Raw genomic sequence first — 14,781 nt, 5'->3', positions numbered from 1 at the left:
CCTTATTGCCCTTATTGCCGTCGAAAGTCCAGGGATAGGGTCATCGTTCACCCCGCACTCAGCCTTTGAGCCCGCTGCTGGCGGCGCTTTCGATGAACCACTTCTGGGCTAAGGCGTACACCAGTAGCACCGGGGTGATGACGATCAGCGTGGCCGCCAGGATCTCGGGGACGTTGGTGGCCCCCTCGAGGTTGTTGAACTGGGCCAGACCCACCTGCACCGTGCGGTACTCGTCGCGGCTGGTCGCGATGAAGGGCCACACCAGCGCGTTCCAGCTCGACAGGAAGGTCAGCACCGACAGCGCGCTGAGGGCCGGGGCGTTCACCGGCATCAGGACGCGGAGGAGGAACTGCATGGGCGTGGCCCCGTCGATACGGGCGGCGTCCTCGAGCTCCTGCGGGGTCTTCAGGAAGGCCTGCCGCAGCAGGAAGATCCCGAAGGCGCTCGCGGCGAAGGGGACGATCAGCGCCCAGTAGCTGTTGATCCAGCCGAAGCCGCGGACGGTGAGGAAGTTGGGGATGAGGAGCACGTCGCCGGGGATCATCAAGGTGGCCAGGGCGAGGAGGAACAGGGCGTGCTGGCCGGGAAAGCTCATCCTGGAGAAGGCGAAGGCGGCCAGCGCCGAGGTCATGACCACCAGGAAGGTGCTCGCGGTCGAGACCAGCAGGGAGTTGAACAGGTAGCGCCCGAAGGGGGCGCTGTTCCAAGCGTCCACGAAGTTGCGCCAATTCCAGCTTTCGGGGATGAGGGGGCCGGTGAAGAGGGTGCTCTGGGTCTTGAAAGCCCCCAGGGCCAGCCAGATCAGCGGGGCCAGGAACAACAGGGCCACAAAGAGCGTCAGCCCGTCCATCAGCACGCTGCCCAGGCGGGCTCGAGCCACCGGCGTCCCCGCGACCAGGCCGAGGCGGGCCGTGGCGCCGGGCTTGGGACCCTTCACCTTCGACCTCACCGGTAATGCACCCGCCTTTCCGAAACCTTGAACTGCAACCAGCCCAGGAAGACCAGCAACAAGAACAAGAACACTGACACCGCGCTGGCGTAGGCCATCTGGAAGTACTGGAAGGCGTTCTGGTAGATGTAGTAGCCCAGCAGCATGGTGCTGCCCACCGGGCCGCCGTCGGTGCGGAGCACCAGGATTAGGCCGTAGCTCTGGAAAGTGCCCACCAGCGAGATGAAAAACACCAGCAGGGTGGTGGGGGCGAGCAGGGGGATGGTGATCCACCGGGCCGCCTGATAGGGGGTGGCCCCGTCCACCTGGGCGGCTTCCTGAAGCTCCCTGGGGATCCCTTGCAGCCCGGCCAGGTACAGCACCGCGGGCAGGCCGACCCCCTTCCACAGGGCGATGAGGATCACCGAAGCCAGCGCGGTGCTGGGGTCTTGCAGCCAGCGGGAGGGGGGCAACCCGAGCGCCTGGAGCAACTGGTTCACCGGGCCGCTGGTGGGGTTGAGCAGGTGGAGCCAGATCACCGCCGCCGCCGCGAGGGAAACCACCACCGGGGCGAAGATGGCCCCGCGCACCAGATTCTGGAAAGGGCCCTTGCGGTTCATCAAAAAACCCAGGGTCATCCCCAGGACGACCTCGAGCCCGGTCACCGCGAAGGCGAAGATCACCGTCACCGCCAAGCTGTTCAAGAATTCAGCGTCCTGGAACATCCGGGTGTAGTTGGCTAACCCGATCCACTGGGGGCTCTTGAGCAGGTCGGCGTCGGTGAGGCTGAGGTAGATGACCCGGAGCAGGGGGTAGTACTCGAAGAGGGCGAAGACCAAAAGCGCCGGGAGCAGATAGGGCAGCGCCTCCACCAGGTGGTTAACGCCTCGGGGACGGGCCCGTGGGGCCACTGCGGGGCGGTCGCGTGCGATAGCCACGCCCGGAGGCTAAAGCCCCAATGTCAAAGGCTTGCCAGTCACACTCCCATGACGCAGGGGTGTCTAAGCGGGTATGGAAGCGCCGCCTGCCCAGGACCACGAATGCTCGAGTGGGTCGGAAGAAGGCCTTTCTTTTCTGTACGCTCCTAGCGTACCCGGAGCGGTTCCCGCGGATACCCCGCACCGCCGGAGCCCCCTCCGGGTGGAGGCCGCGCCCGGCAAGCGGCTCGCGGCCTCCCACTCGTGGAACACCCGCACCCACCCCCGCAAAGCGCGCGCCTGCACCCCCAGCCCGGCCCCCACCGCCCCGGCGGGCTCGCCCTGCAGCAGCCGCAGCACCGCCTCCTCCCGCTCGGCAAGGGTCACGCCCCGGCCCACAGGTCGCGGGGCTAGGCCCTGAGCCGGGGTCCCGCGGCGAGGTCGAGGTACTCCTCCGGCGCGTCCACGATCCAGGGGTTAGGGGTTGCGCAAGGCGCCTGCGGGCCCGCGATCCCGCCCCTCCCGCGAGAGCAGGTCCTCCTCGGCCACGACGAAGTTCGTCCTCCACCCCCAGGAGTGGGGTCCGGGGGGAGCCGCCCGCTTGCGCTTGCCCCTTCTCCCCATTTCCTCCTCCCTCCTCCCCGCCTCGGGCCCCCGATCTTATCCCCGGCCCGGGGTCAACCATGAGAACGGCGCGTCGCACGGGGTTCATCTACGGCCGCCCGGCCCCTCAGGCCGGTGTACACTGGCCCCGTTCCAGGAGGAACCCCCGGCCGCAGCCGAAGAGTCCTTTGGGTGCCCTGCGGCCGGGGATCGCTTTAAGGCCGGGGTGAGCGCGGGCCAGGCCCCTCAGCCGGGCGCCGCGTCCGGGCCGTCCCCGCCGGGCGGGGAGGGCTTCCGCCCCGCCCGGCTGAGGCGCTCGACCGCCTCGAGCAGTTCCTCCAGCCGCGCCGGCTTGGCCAGGTAGGCGTCGGCGCCCTCCAGGTCCCCTGGCCCGCTCTCCGCCTCGTCCTTCGCGCTGAGCACCAGCACCCGCAGCCCCCGCCCCCGCAACCGGCGCAGCAGGGCGTAGCCGTCGAGGCCGGGCATCATCAGGTCGAGAACCAGCAGGTCCGGGGGTCGCGCTCGACCTCCCGCAGGCAGGCCTCGCCGTCCTCGGCCAGCCGCACCGCGTACCCCGACAGCTCCAGCGCGCGCCGCAGGAGGTTGCGGTGGGCCCGGTCGTCGTCGGCCACCAGGACGGTCCTCATCCTCATCCTCATCCTCATGACCCCCCCGCCCCGGAGGGCAAGGCAAGGTCAGTCGAGCCCGCCCCACCTCCCAGTGACCCGCCAGGTGTCCACCACCAGGCCGGGGTGCCGGGGCATTGGGCGGATAGCACCCCAACTTATTCTTCGGGCCTGCCCCGGCACCGCGTCAGAAGTCGTAGCGCACGTAGCTCCCGGAACCCGCCGGGCAGATCTCGAGCTGGCACAGCCCCGTGCGGATCACGCCCACGTCGGGCTGGCCGCCGTTGCGGGCCTGCTGGAGTTCCCAGGCGCTGGCGCGTGCTGCGTCGCTCGTGGCGTACGCGAGCCGGATTAACAGCCCGCCGCGCAGATAAACCAAGACCCACCCACGGGTGCTGAGCCACTGCGACTCGTCCCGCGCCGCCCACGTGAACACCAAGTCGATGTTTTCTAAATCGATCGCCAGCTGCGGCAGCATGTCGGTTCCTAGCACCTCGATCATCCCAGCCATCACACCTCCATTGCGGGTGGCGACGCCACCCGCTTACATATATAGCCGGAATCAGCCTCGAGTCCGGGTCGGAGTTCGGGGACCCCAACCCCACCCCCGCCAACCTAAAAATTCCTACGGGGATACGAACAAAGGCTTCTTTTTATCGGCCTAAAGCTAGACACTAAGTCACATTAGAATAACCCAAGTTGCCACCTACAAAATGCGAGCTAGAAGTTTGCAGTTGTGAGCAAAAACAAAGCCCCAGACCTTGAGGACAAAGCCCTGGAGAGTAGTGGCGTGAATGCGTTTGGGAAAGAGTTCGGTCAGTGCAGACCCCACCGACTCAATGATCTTGCGGCCTAGGATAGCGATGAACTGGCTGGGCTGATAGTAGCGTTTGGAGTTGTGCTTACGAATAGCCCTGACGTGGATGGCTTGAGCTTGTTTTAGGTCGTCCTCAGCCAGGTAGTCGGTATAACCCCGATCTAGATAGAGTTCACTGCCTTGGGCTAAGTCGAGGGACATTAGATACAGCCCATCTAGATCAGCCGTACTGCCTGGGGTGAACTGCACCTCGCAAATGAACCGATTGCTGGCGGCTAACAAATGTAGCTTCAAGCCATGAAAGTAGACCTTTTTGCTAGGGATGTAACCCCGGTAGCTGATATCTTTAGCCAGACGGCAGCGGGGAGCACGAATATTCTCACACACGGGCAAAGGGAGGGTATCCAGGACATACTCCTGTACCTCTTGGAGTTGTTCCCATAGGGTCTTGAACAGGGGCAACAGCAGCGGGATTAGATAACTCACCGCGTGTAATCGGCGATTGAAACGGCTTCTGGAGGGAATGAAGCTAAATAATCCCAGTTCCTCACAACGCTCCAAGGCTTTGTTGTGCTTGCCTCCATGTTCGAGAGCAGCCAGTATCCAGATGCTGAGCACTACACTGGCGGGGGTTTTGCTCTGGGGGTCGTCTTGGTGTCCCAACACCTTGAGCAAATCATCTACAATGCAGTAGGCCACTACGATTGTCCAGGTCATAGTGGCCTTAGTTTTTCCCCTCCTGCTCTATTTGGCTAGGTAGCAACTTGAGTTAGAATATAAGGGGCTGTCCTAGATAAGGGTAGTCTAGGCACAGCTTTATGACGAGCAGAAGGACAAAACTTAGCGACTGGAAAGTTCAGCGACTTTTGGAGCTGTTTATTGCCGAGGTCACGGCCCGCAGGGCGGCGGAGTTAGTGGGGGTGAGCAAGGACACCGCCGCCCTGTTCTACCGCAAGGTACGGGGGGTGATCGCCCGCAGGCTGAAGCATGAAACGCCGTTTGCGGGCGAGGTGGGGGTGGACGAGTCGTACTTCGGCGGAGCCCGCAAGGGGAGGCGAGGCCGGGGCGCGGCGGGGAAGGTGGCGGTGTTCGGTATTCTGAAACGTGTGGGCAAGGTGTACACGGTAGTCCCCGACGACCTCAAGGCCAAGACCCTGATGCCGATCAACCGGGAGAAAGTTGTGCCCGACTCCATTGTGTACGTCGACGGCTTCAAGGGCTACGACGTGCTCGACGTAGGCGAGTTCAAGCACGAACGCATCAATCACGGCGAGGGACTCGTGGACGACGCAGGCAAGCACATCAATGGCATCGAGAACTTCCGGAATCAAGCTAAGCGAATCCTGCGCAAGTACAACGGCATCCCCAGGGACAACTTCGAGCTGTTCATCAAGGAGTGCGGGTTCAGATTCAACTACGGCAGTCCCAAAGAGCAACTACAGCTACTCAAACGTTGGCTCAGGGAGGAGGGGGTAATCTAGGGCTTATCTAGGACAGCCCCAAAACAAAAAAGGGGACCGTAGCCCCCTTCCCATGTACGACAGCGCTGGACTAGAACATGTCGATCACCTCGCCTTCCTCGCCCTTCTCACCCCCTTCCTTCTCCTCCTCGACCATCACCACCGCCTTGCCGCTCACGGGGTGGGCATTGAAGAGCACGGTCAGGCCCTTCTTGTTGGGGATGGCGGTGCCGATGCGGGTCCAGCGGGTCTTGCGCTCCCCGTCCTTCTCGTACTCCACCGGGGTAAAGACCTTGTAGGGCTTGTCCTCGGTGGCCAGGTCTTCCGCCACCACCCCCGCCCGGCCCTGTGCGGGGATGGCATCGAGCAAGAGGGTCAGCCCCTTGCTGTTCACGAAGCCCGTCCCGATGCGGTTCCAGAAGGTCTTCTCGTCGCCCACCTCCACCGGCACGAACACCCCATAAGCGCCGCCGTCTTTGCTCATAGAGATGACCCCCGGAAACCCAGCGGCTTTAGCCCTGGGAGGAAGGGGGTTGCGCTCTGGAAGAGCGCTGGATACCCCCAAATGCTATGACGTGTTAGAATAGCCCTATGCAGACCCTCACGCTCCGCTGCACCTTGAAGCCCGCCCCTGAACAGGCGGCAGCGCTGGAGGCCACGGTGCGGCTGTTTGCCGAGGGCTGCAACCACGCCCTGCGGGTTGCGCGGGAGAAGGGGGAGTTCCGGCGGTTCAGCCTGCACCGCCTGGTCTATAACGACCTCCGTTCGATGGGGCTCAGTGCCAACCTCGCCATACAAGCGATTGCCCGCGTGGGTCGCAAGAAGGGCAGCCGGGCCAGGTTCTACCAGCCCACCTCGGCCGCCTTTGACGTTCGCACCCTGTCCCTCCGGGGTGAGTCGGTGTCCTTGACCACCACGGCGGGGCGGCTCATCGTCCCGATGAAGCTCGGGAACTACCAGCGGGGGATGCTGGCGAGGGCCAAGAGCGTCCAGGGCGGGGTGCTCACCAAGGGGCCGAAGGGCAAGTGGTACATCAACCTGATACTCAGGTTGGAAGTCCCCACCCCGCCCACAGGCGGCGGTAAAGTGGTTGGTTTGGACATGGGGCAGCGCTACATGGCTACCCTGTCCAGCGGCATCCAGGTCTCGGGCGGGGGCGTGAAGTCTCGGCGCATCCACCTCCGCAACAAGCGCGCCGAGGTACGGAGCAAGCTCGACACCGGGCGCACCAAGGGGCTGAGCGCCCTTTGGGAACGGCTTAGCGGTAAAGAGCGGCGCTTCGTGGACCACACCCTGCACACCCTGGCAAAGCGGATTGTGGACAGCCTCGAACCCGGCGATACGCTCGCCATCGAGGACTTGACGGGGCTTAGAAGTCGCACTGTCAAGCGAGGCAAGGAGGCCCGGCATTTGCACAACCTCTGGCCCTACGCCCGCTTCCGCTCCCTGCTGGGGTACAAGGCGGCGCTCAAGGGGGTGCGGGTGGTCGCCGTTGACCCCCGCGACACCTCCAAGACGTGCAGCCGGTGCGGGCATTGCGACGGGGCCAACCGCAAGAGCCAAGCCCTGTTTCGCTGCCAACGGTGCGGGTATCAGCAAAACGCCGACCTGAACGCATCCGCCAACATCGCCCAGAGAGCGGGCTCGACGGGCGCGGGCCGCCGTAACACGGCCCCGATTTTGGGAATCTCTACTCTGCATCGTCCCTTCCCGAAAGCCCACGCGCTTTAGCCGTGGGATTGTTACGCAAACCTCCTCACCCCGCCTGTGCGCCGCGCAGTCAGGACTTACGGGTTGTTGCCTTTCGATCTGGGGCCGCTAGGCCCCCTGGTTCTTGCCTCCCCTTTTGCCCCTCCCATCCCACGACGGGGGCAAGAAGACCCCACCCACACGCATTTCTGCTACCATCGAAACATGAAGCCCCATATCCGCTATGGAGAGAACGGCTTCCGCCTCTACCCGCCCTGTACCCTGCGGGGAGAGGCTGCTACCGCCTTCCTCCGCTTCAGCGAGGACTACTTCCGGGCGCTGGCAAAGCGCTACGGGGAAGCCGCCCGCTTCCGCCGGAGGCGGGACTACCTCGAGGCCGATCTCTCCCAGGCCCCCCGCACCCTGCGGGCGGCGAGGAGGTTGGGGCTGGAGCGTTGACTTGTTCAAGGTGGAACGCCATAATGTCCCATATGGGAACAGTGCTCCCCCTCCGCTTCGACGGCTCACCCACTGACGTGGCGAGCGTCCGGGAAGGGTTGCCGGTCGAACTCATCACCGAGGTGGCCCGGCACTACGGCCTCAGCCAGCACGACGTGCTGGAAGCCGCCGGCATCCCCCGCAGCAGCGTCCACCGCTACAAGGGCCTGGGACGCCTGAACCAGGAGCAGTCCAACCGCCTGTACCGGGTGATCTACCTGCTGCGCCGTGCCGAGGAGCTCTTCGGCTCGCCCCAGCTGGCGGCCTCCTGGATGAACAGCCCCAAGGTGTTCCTGCACGGCTCGAGCCCCCTCGCGTACCTGGACACTGAACCTGGCTCCCAGGCGGTGGAGCACCTCCTGGGCCGCCTGGAGGACGGCCTGGTGACGTGAGGGCCTGGCGCATCGCCTCGCGCAGCTACGCCCACACCGCCTTCACCGGGGAAGGGGCAGCCAAGAGCCCCGGACGCTGGAACCGCCTCGGGGTCCCGGTGGTGTACCTGGCCGAACACCTCTCCACCGGCATCCTGGAGGTGCTGGTTCACGTGGACGACCGGGCTCACCTGACCGCGTTCGCAGCCATCGAGGTGGAGATCCCCGATCCCCACGTCGAGGAGCTGAGCGAACTGCCCCCCGACTGGCGGCAGTTGCCCGAGCCCTACCCCGAGTCCACCCAGAGGCTGGGCAGCGAGTGGGCCCTGAGCCTGCGCTCCCTGGCCCTGCGTGTCCCCTCGGCGGTGGTCCCCAGCGAGTTCAACCTGCTGCTCAACCCCCGCCACCCCGCGATGCCCGAGGTGAGGGTCGGCCAGCCCCAGCCGCTCTTCCTTGACCCGCGTCTGCTGCGCTAGGCAAAAAAGAACCCCCTGAGGAAAAGGACGATCCCCAGAAGGCAAAGAAGGACGGAAGGGTTAATCGAGGGCTACGAACCACTCGTCTCCAAAGTACGCCTTGCAGTATTCGGCAAGGCCCCGGACGAAGATGGGATCCCCTTTTACCCTATAGGCGTTCCACGTCCAGCCGTCGTCAGCGACAGCGGAGTACACCCGCTTCGGGTCATCCGGTTGCACCTCGTCGGTGTCCATCCTCATGCCGAAGAGGGTGTAGGGGAACTCGAGGATGGCTTTGAAGGCGACGTCCATATCCCGGCACAGAAACACCTTTTCCATTTTGTTACCTCCTGACAGCAATATGGTATTGCTCAATCCTTGACCGTTTCAAGCCCCCTCGAGTACCATGTTTTGCGGAAGGGGACATCTTTTCCCCTCCTGACCGCAAGTGGCCGGGCCATCCCGGTCACTCTGCGTTAACATGGAGCTATGCCCAGAGCCGTTCACGAAGGAACCCGCGTTCGTTTCGTTGACACCGATCACCCGGAGGACCTAGCCTACTTTCTGCGCCGCATAGCCGAGGGTATGGGCGAGGCTCCGGAAATCAGCGTAGATAACGACGTGGTAGAGATCGATTGTTCCGGTGCTCCTCGCATGTTGACCTTTCTTGAAAGGTCGCGCGACCGCACCCTCCTTCCCTACGCTGAGGGGGAGTACCTGCGTTTCCGCAAGCGCGGCCCGATGAACTAAAAAAGAACCTTCCAAGGACAGGGATGATCCTCGGAAGGCAAAAAGGCTTGCCTGCTATGCGACCATGCGGGCCTTGAGCGTCGCCGCCAGGGCGTCCAGATTGGCCTGGGAGACTTCCTCTCCCGCCAGGAAGCGGTCGAGGGTAGAGAGTTCCTCAGCCTTCAGCCCCAGTCGGGCTTTCTCCAGAGCCTCCTCGAGCTCATCCTCAAACTCAACCGCCACCATCTCCTCAAGCCGGGTACCGGTCTCCGGGTGGGGAGCCGAGAGGCTGAGGATGCGGTTCGCCTCCTCCAGGTAGAGCAGGCGCTCGAGGGTCTCCTCATCGACCCCGAGGGCCTGCGCCAGCTCGGGGGGAGTGGGGGCACGGCCCAGTTCCCCTTCCCGCTCCAGCCGCACCGCCACCAGCTTCTTGAGAAGCCGGTTCTCGCGGTACGTGCCCACGCCGTCCTGGGTCAGCCGCTCCCGGACCTTGCGGTCGAGGGCCACGTTCACCCAGAAGGTGAGGTTCTTGGAGCCGGAGGGGAGGGGCTTCTTCAGCACCTCCACCACTTCCCAGTGGAGTTCCTGGGCCAGGTCACGGGCCTCGTCGCCGAGGCGGTGGAACAGCCGGAAAGCCTTCTCGAACGCCAGGTAGCCGTAGTGGGCCACCAGGGCCTCGAAAGCCTGGCCATCCCCGTGCTTGTAAGCGATGTAGTTCCGCATGACCATCTCCCGCGACAAAAGCCCAAGAGGGCTCGCTTTAGCGACCGCCAGGCCGCCGACCATCAGCCGGATGCTGTCGTACATGGTTTTACCTCCTGGGAACAGATTACCATGTACGATCAATAAAGTGCGGCCATCCGTGCTATACTGAAGCTGCCTGTGAAGGCACCACTCGGCTGATGCTGGTGGTTTTACTTCCTGCACCGAGGCCTCCCGCAAGGGAGGCTGAAGTGCTTAATGCGAGAAAGGGGGCTATCCGCCCCCCTACATTCCGGCTTGCTTCTACCTCGAGCGCACCCACCGGCCCCACAGCCAGGCCAGGGCCACGCCCGCCACCACCCCGACTGCGACTCCGGCCTTGAAGCCGAAGCCCACCCCCTGCTGCCAGATCAGTGCCACGTGCTCGAGGGTCATCGGGAGATGCTCCAGATCACCACCTGCGCCGTGGAGGGGTCAACCTCACCCGCCGCCAGGTAGTAGCCGCGCGAAGGGTTCAGAGTGTCCACGAAAGACGCTACGAAGATCCCCTCCACCTCGTAGGCAGCAACCAGGCGCACAGGCGTGGCCGAAAGGCTAAGCGCCCACCCGCTCGCGAGTTGATTGACCAGGGTGTCGCCCTTTCTCCGGGAGAAGCTGTAGCAACCCACATCCTTTGGCCCCGCGCCCACAAGCTTGACGGCGCGATCCAGCAACCCCTTGCACGCGCCCTCTGCCAGGGACTTGGCAAGGGGTAGGGGGATGCCCGGCGGGACTACATAGAAAGCCCTATCGCCACTCTGCGCAAGACCCAAACCCGTACCCATTGCCGCGATCACCAGTCCGATCAAAATAGGCTTTCTCATCTTCCGAACAGTCCTCCTTTCTTACCCATTCCAAGATACCGGCTCACCCGCCGCACCCACGACTCCAGCGCCGCGATGCGGCTCTCCGTCGAGCGCCGCATGAGCTCCTCGGCCTCCTCCAGCCGGTTCTCCACCTCCAGCAGTATCCGCCCGCGCTCCTCGTCCATCCGTGCCCGGAGCTCCCGTATCTCCTTCTTGCCCGGAGGCGCGGACTTTTCCTCGGAAGAGGAAGCAGGCGCGAGGGTGTCTACCCTATGGCTCACCTTCAGGGCCAGGTCGCGGGCCTCCCGGGCGGCCTCCCGCAACGCCCGAAGCCCTGGGGCCATCCCCCCCAGCCGGGTCTCGGTGCGGTGCAGGCCCGCCTCCAGCCGGGCCACTGCCCGGCGAAGCTCCTCGACCTCGGCCTCGAGGCGTCCGATCTTCATCAGCGCCGCCCCCAGGGTCAGGGCCTCCTCGCTCGGCAGGGGGAGGTACGCGGTCCCACCCAACTCCGGTTCCTCGTCCGGTTCGTCCGTCCGGTGTACGGGGCGTGAACCCCGTCCCACCAGGGGATCGTCCGGCCCCAGGACCTCCGTGAGCTCCCTCGTCCGTCCGGCGGCTTCCTCTTCGGACGCCCGGACGGCCTCGAGGGCCTTCCGCCGTCCGACCGAGCGTCCGGGGTCGTAGAAGTTCATGGCCGCACGGATGCGGGCCTCGGCCAGCGGGCCGTCCGGCTCCTCCCCGAACACCGTCCGGTAGGCCTCGTGCCACTTCGCCCGATTGCGGTTCTGAGTTTCCTCGGTTTCAATCCTCACTCGATTCGCTCGAGTGTCCTCCCGGTGTACGCTCGCAGAGCGTCCCGACAGGGGATCGTCCTCGGAAGAGGAAACAGGCCTGTCCGGCTGTGCCTCCCCCTCGCTCATGGGGGCAGTCTTGCCCCCTGGCTCCCCTTCCTCGTCCGGTGACGGGGGCAGGATGCGCCCCGCCTCTACCGGCCTGCCGCCCGGCCCCAGGACCAGGGGGTCGAACTCGTGGTCCGGGTTCCAGGGACGCACCGCTTCCAGCGCCTCCACCCGGCTCCTGGCCTCACCCCGCTCCATCAAGCCCATCGCCCGGCGCACCCGCGCCTCGAAGAGGCCATCCACCTCCCCAAACACCTTCCGGTACGCCTCCTTCCAGCGGGTCCGGGTCTTGCCGGACAGGGCGTCCGGGGTGTCCGGGGTGTCCGCACCAGGCTGTCCGGGGGGTGTCCCTACCCTCTCTGCCGGGACAGGGGGGGTGTCCTTCAGGGTGTCCGGGGGGTGTCCCACCCTGTCCACCCTGGGTGTCCCAGGGTGTCCATCCGGGGTGTCCCTGCCCTGTCCGACCTGTCCTTCAGGGGTGTCCACGGACAGGACAGGGGGGGTGTCCAGGGGGTGTCCACCCTGTCCCTCCACCCTGTCCGATTGAGGGGGTTCAGCGCCCTTTCTTCTCTCCTGCACGCTATTTTCTCTATCCTCGCTGGACATTTTCGACCTCACCGCCATCTGCGATTTTTCTCGTCCTCAAGCGGTTTGGACAGGGGGTGTCCGGGGGGTGGGGAAGTTGGGATACTCCAGCAACACTCGTCCCTCGTTCGGGGTGTCCCAACCCTGTCCAGGCTAGACCGGACAGGGGGGTGTCCACCCTGACCTGTCCGGGGTGTCCTATCGGGACACCTCCCACCAGATTCCAGCCACGTAGCCCGCCACCACCCCGATGAGCCAGCCCCACCGCTCGACCCGGCCAGCGGCCAGGGCCAGCATCCCCGAGGCCAGTATCAGGGCGAACAGGGTGTACGCGCTGACAGCCTCGAACAGCCCACCCACGAACCAGCCTGTCCCTATGCCCACCCCTACCAGCGTCCGCTCCGGCAACAGCCGCAAGAGGGGCAGCAGGGCCAGCCCCGCCGCCACCGGCAGGGTGGGCGCTTCCATCGCCGCCATCGCCACGTACCCCAGGTAGGTCAGCCCCGCCAGTACCCACAGCGTCCATGCCCTCGACCGTACAACCAGGACCGGGATTCGCCTGCCCGTCTCTGTCCGCCCCTGTCCGTCCGTCCGTTCGTTCGGTTCATCCTTCCATTCCATCAGGGAACCACCACCTTCCCGTCCGCCTCCAACCGGCTGACCCTCGTCACCCCTTCGCTCTCCCCCTGCACCAGCCGGAAGGCCACGTCCCGTCCGGTGGGCACGGAGAGAGTGGCCTTACCCTGGGCCACCACCTCACGGGCCACCAGCACCCGCCCGTTCAGGCTGGCCGGCGGGGGGTCGGCGTAGGTAGGCACGCCCGCCGCCTCCTGGGGGAGCATCCAGGCCTCGGCCAAGCCCCCCTGCGCCGGGTCGAGCCAGGCCGCCGTCACCTGGACGTTCACCCGCTTGCGGGAGAGGGCCACCCCCGTCCGGCCACCCTTCTTCAACGTGGCGTCCGTCCGGCCCTCCTGATAGACCAGCCCGTCCCGTCCGGCCTGTCCGACCAGGGTGTACGCCCCGTCCGGCAGGTCCACCCGGAAGGTGTACGGAGCCGTACAGCCCGTCCAGCTTCCCGCCGTCCGGTTGTCCTTGATGGCCTCGAGTCGGACACAGGCCCCCTCGAGCGCCCCCGTCACCTCCACCAGGGCGGCAGGCTGGAACTCCCCGGCCACCCCTGAGATTACGTCGCATCCAGAGACCAGGAGGGCCAGCAAGGCCCCCCCGAGAAGCACAGACTTTTTCACCGCTGCCTCCTAGAACTCCAGCCTGTACCCCACCCGCACCGTGAAGTCCGTCCGGCTGGCCGTGGCGTTCTGGTAGCGGAAGCTGAAGCTGCCCGGCTCGCCCGCCACCAGCCCGTTCGCTCCCCGCAGCCCGAGTTCCACGAAGGGGTTGGAGCTCGAGGTGAAGCGCACCCCCCACTCGCTGCCCCTGTTTCCGCTTCCGGGGAAGGCCACCAGCCGGTAGTACCCCCCGAGGCTGCCGAAGTCGGCCCCCCAGTCCAGCCGCCCTTCCAGCAGGCTGTAGGGCTCCTCCCCCTGGTAACGGTAGTAGCCCACGCTGGGGGTCACCGCCCCGAAGCGGTAGCCCGCCCGCGCGAAGAGCAGGTTGCGCGAGAGGTTGCCCTCGTGAAACCCGGCCCCCACCCCGGCCTCCGCCACCACGCCGGGGATCAGGCCCCCGTCCGGCTCGTGCACGATCCGCACCACCCCGAAGGCCGAGTCGCCATACCCCAACTCCAGCCCCAGGGCCACCCCCTCGAACAGCCGATACCCGGCCCGGCTCTCCGACAGCCCGCCCTGGGCGCGGTGCTCGAGGGTGAGGCCGCCCTGTTCAGCCCGCACCTGCACCCCGTCCGAGGTCAGCCGACCGTCCAGCCGGACGCCGTTCGCCTCACCCCGGACGAACACCTCGCCGTCCGGCTGTCCGTCCGAGAGGCCGACCGACCCCCCTACGGTGAGCTTTGGGGCGTTCTTGCCCTTTTTCTCCAGCGCGTCCACCCGCCCGCCGAGGTCATAGACCTTCTTGTTGAGCTCCCCCTGACCGGCCTGATAGCGCCCCTCGAGGTCACGCAGAGCCCCCTCGAGCACGCTTACCCTGGCCTGGAGGGCCTTCAGGCCGTCCTCCGAGCGTTTGATCAGGTTCTCCAGGGCCCCGACCGATGAAATCAAATCCCCGATCTCCTCCCGCGTGACCATCTGGCTGGAGACCTGGGCCAGTTCCTCGGCCAGGCCCTCCACGTTCTTGCGGGTTTCCTCCAGACTGGCCCTGACCTCGGGGTAGTCCGCCATCGCCTCCTGCACGATCTGCACGGCTTCCTGTAAGTCCTTGATGGCGGCCAGGGCCTCCTCGAGGCGGGCCTGAGAGTCCTGGGCCAGCGCCTCCCGCACCCGCTTCGCCACGTCGTCGGCAAAGACCAGATAGGTGCGGTAGAGCATCGCGGCGGCCTGGTATCGCGTCATATACTCCTTACCCCGAAACGTGCCGTCGGGATACCCCTGGACGATCCCCTTCTGGTAAAGAAAACGGATGTCCTCTAGCGTGGGAGGAACATCCTTGAAGGGAGCCTGTTGGGCCAGGGCCAATCCTAGACTGGCGCTCCAAACAGAAAGGGCGGCTTTAGTGAGACGCAAACGCTTTTCTCGTGAAGGCAT

21 protein-coding genes are annotated in these 14,781 nt (G+C 65.4%); 6 read left to right on the top strand and 15 right to left on the bottom strand.

Annotated elements, in window-relative coordinates:
• Positions 1-58: 58 nt before the first annotated feature.
• The 6 genes from MEICH_RS0101130 to MEICH_RS0101100 form a co-directional block, all read right to left on the bottom strand.
• Positions 59-937 carry a carbohydrate ABC transporter permease gene (locus tag MEICH_RS0101130; RefSeq protein WP_218916375.1) on the bottom strand — a complete coding sequence of 293 codons (879 nt, stop codon included), beginning with the start codon at positions 935-937 and terminating at the stop codon, positions 59-61.
• Positions 938-945: 8 nt separating this feature from the next.
• Positions 946-1,866, bottom strand: coding sequence for a carbohydrate ABC transporter permease (locus MEICH_RS0101125; RefSeq protein WP_027891101.1), 921 nt, complete (start codon positions 1,864-1,866; stop codon positions 946-948).
• Between the two features lie 828 nt (positions 1,867-2,694).
• A complete protein-coding gene (locus MEICH_RS29925; protein WP_027891100.1) occupies positions 2,695-2,937 on the bottom strand; it encodes a response regulator in 243 nt (80 codons plus the stop codon).
• Positions 2,937-3,095, bottom strand: a complete 159-nt coding sequence (locus MEICH_RS29920; protein WP_169730616.1) for a response regulator — start codon at positions 3,093-3,095, stop codon at positions 2,937-2,939. Before MEICH_RS29920 ends, MEICH_RS29925 begins: the two co-directional genes overlap by 1 nt.
• Before the next feature lie 166 nt (positions 3,096-3,261).
• Entirely contained in the window at positions 3,262-3,576 is a 315-nt protein-coding gene (locus MEICH_RS0101105) for a hypothetical protein (RefSeq protein WP_157202543.1), read from the bottom strand.
• 204 nt (positions 3,577-3,780) lie between these two features.
• Positions 3,781-4,608, bottom strand: a complete 828-nt coding sequence (locus tag MEICH_RS0101100; protein ID WP_027891098.1) for an IS982 family transposase — start codon at positions 4,606-4,608, stop codon at positions 3,781-3,783.
• Positions 4,609-4,709: 101 nt separating this feature from the next.
• On the opposite strand from MEICH_RS0101100, the gene MEICH_RS0101095 reads away from it, so the two are divergent.
• A complete protein-coding gene (locus MEICH_RS0101095) occupies positions 4,710-5,372 on the top strand; it encodes an IS1595 family transposase (RefSeq protein WP_027891097.1) in 663 nt (220 codons plus the stop codon).
• Between the two features lie 70 nt (positions 5,373-5,442).
• Here MEICH_RS0101095 and MEICH_RS0101090 read toward each other — a convergent pair whose 3' ends face one another.
• On the bottom strand, positions 5,443-5,835 hold the full coding sequence (locus MEICH_RS0101090; RefSeq protein ID WP_157202542.1) for a hypothetical protein: 393 nt from the start codon (positions 5,833-5,835) through the stop codon (positions 5,443-5,445).
• A 107-nt stretch (positions 5,836-5,942) separates the two neighbouring features.
• Between MEICH_RS0101090 and MEICH_RS0101085 the strand changes: the two genes are divergently transcribed.
• The 4 genes from MEICH_RS0101085 to MEICH_RS0101070 all read left to right on the top strand — a co-directional run bounded on the left by MEICH_RS0101085 (position 5,943) and on the right by MEICH_RS0101070 (position 8,385).
• The gene (locus tag MEICH_RS0101085) at positions 5,943-7,082 is read left to right on the top strand and encodes an RNA-guided endonuclease InsQ/TnpB family protein (protein ID WP_027891095.1); all 1,140 of its coding nucleotides are present in this window, start codon (positions 5,943-5,945) and stop codon (positions 7,080-7,082) included.
• A gap of 183 nt (positions 7,083-7,265) precedes the next feature.
• Positions 7,266-7,499, top strand: a complete 234-nt coding sequence (locus MEICH_RS0101080; protein WP_027891094.1) for a hypothetical protein — start codon at positions 7,266-7,268, stop codon at positions 7,497-7,499.
• Between the two features lie 23 nt (positions 7,500-7,522).
• A complete protein-coding gene (gene parS / locus MEICH_RS0101075) occupies positions 7,523-7,930 on the top strand; it encodes a type II RES/Xre toxin-antitoxin system antitoxin (protein WP_027891093.1) in 408 nt (135 codons plus the stop codon).
• Positions 7,927-8,385 carry an RES family NAD+ phosphorylase gene (locus tag MEICH_RS0101070; RefSeq protein WP_027891092.1) on the top strand — a complete coding sequence of 153 codons (459 nt, stop codon included), beginning with the start codon at positions 7,927-7,929 and terminating at the stop codon, positions 8,383-8,385. Before parS ends, MEICH_RS0101070 begins: the two co-directional genes overlap by 4 nt.
• 60 nt (positions 8,386-8,445) lie before the next feature.
• Here MEICH_RS0101070 and MEICH_RS0101065 read toward each other — a convergent pair whose 3' ends face one another.
• Positions 8,446-8,703, bottom strand: coding sequence for a hypothetical protein (locus MEICH_RS0101065; protein ID WP_027891091.1), 258 nt, complete (start codon positions 8,701-8,703; stop codon positions 8,446-8,448).
• Positions 8,704-8,853: 150 nt separating this feature from the next.
• Here MEICH_RS0101065 and MEICH_RS0101060 point away from each other — a divergent pair, with 150 nt between their 5' ends.
• Positions 8,854-9,114 carry a hypothetical protein gene (locus MEICH_RS0101060; RefSeq protein ID WP_027891090.1) on the top strand — a complete coding sequence of 87 codons (261 nt, stop codon included), beginning with the start codon at positions 8,854-8,856 and terminating at the stop codon, positions 9,112-9,114.
• A gap of 54 nt (positions 9,115-9,168) precedes the next feature.
• Here the strand turns inward: MEICH_RS0101060 and MEICH_RS0101055 are convergent, their stop codons facing one another.
• The 7 genes from MEICH_RS0101055 to MEICH_RS0101025 all read right to left on the bottom strand — a co-directional run bounded on the left by MEICH_RS0101055 (position 9,169) and on the right by MEICH_RS0101025 (position 14,781).
• Complete coding sequence (locus MEICH_RS0101055; protein WP_027891089.1) at positions 9,169-9,900, bottom strand: sigma-70 domain-containing protein; 732 nt, start codon at positions 9,898-9,900, stop codon at positions 9,169-9,171.
• 198 nt (positions 9,901-10,098) lie between these two features.
• The gene (locus MEICH_RS30400; protein WP_275052612.1) at positions 10,099-10,230 is read right to left on the bottom strand and encodes a hypothetical protein; all 132 of its coding nucleotides are present in this window, start codon (positions 10,228-10,230) and stop codon (positions 10,099-10,101) included.
• Positions 10,227-10,373: a hypothetical protein gene (locus MEICH_RS29775; protein WP_157202541.1), complete on the bottom strand. Its 147-nt coding sequence runs from the start codon at positions 10,371-10,373 to the stop codon at positions 10,227-10,229. Before MEICH_RS29775 ends, MEICH_RS30400 begins: the two co-directional genes overlap by 4 nt.
• Positions 10,374-10,654: 281 nt before the next feature.
• Positions 10,655-11,794, bottom strand: coding sequence for a hypothetical protein (locus MEICH_RS0101040; protein ID WP_245587590.1), 1,140 nt, complete (start codon positions 11,792-11,794; stop codon positions 10,655-10,657).
• A gap of 528 nt (positions 11,795-12,322) precedes the next feature.
• Positions 12,323-12,592, bottom strand: coding sequence for a hypothetical protein (locus MEICH_RS29915; protein WP_245587589.1), 270 nt, complete (start codon positions 12,590-12,592; stop codon positions 12,323-12,325).
• Between the two features lie 152 nt (positions 12,593-12,744).
• Positions 12,745-13,371, bottom strand: coding sequence for a hypothetical protein (locus tag MEICH_RS0101030; protein WP_027891085.1), 627 nt, complete (start codon positions 13,369-13,371; stop codon positions 12,745-12,747).
• A 9-nt stretch (positions 13,372-13,380) separates the two neighbouring features.
• Entirely contained in the window at positions 13,381-14,781 is a 1,401-nt protein-coding gene (locus MEICH_RS0101025) for an S-layer homology domain-containing protein (protein WP_027891084.1), read from the bottom strand.

The organism is Calidithermus chliarophilus DSM 9957, from assembly GCF_000430045.1.
Lineage (GTDB): Bacteria > Deinococcota > Deinococci > Deinococcales > Thermaceae > Calidithermus > Calidithermus chliarophilus.
This window is presented reverse-complemented; position numbering and strand designations above follow the sequence as displayed.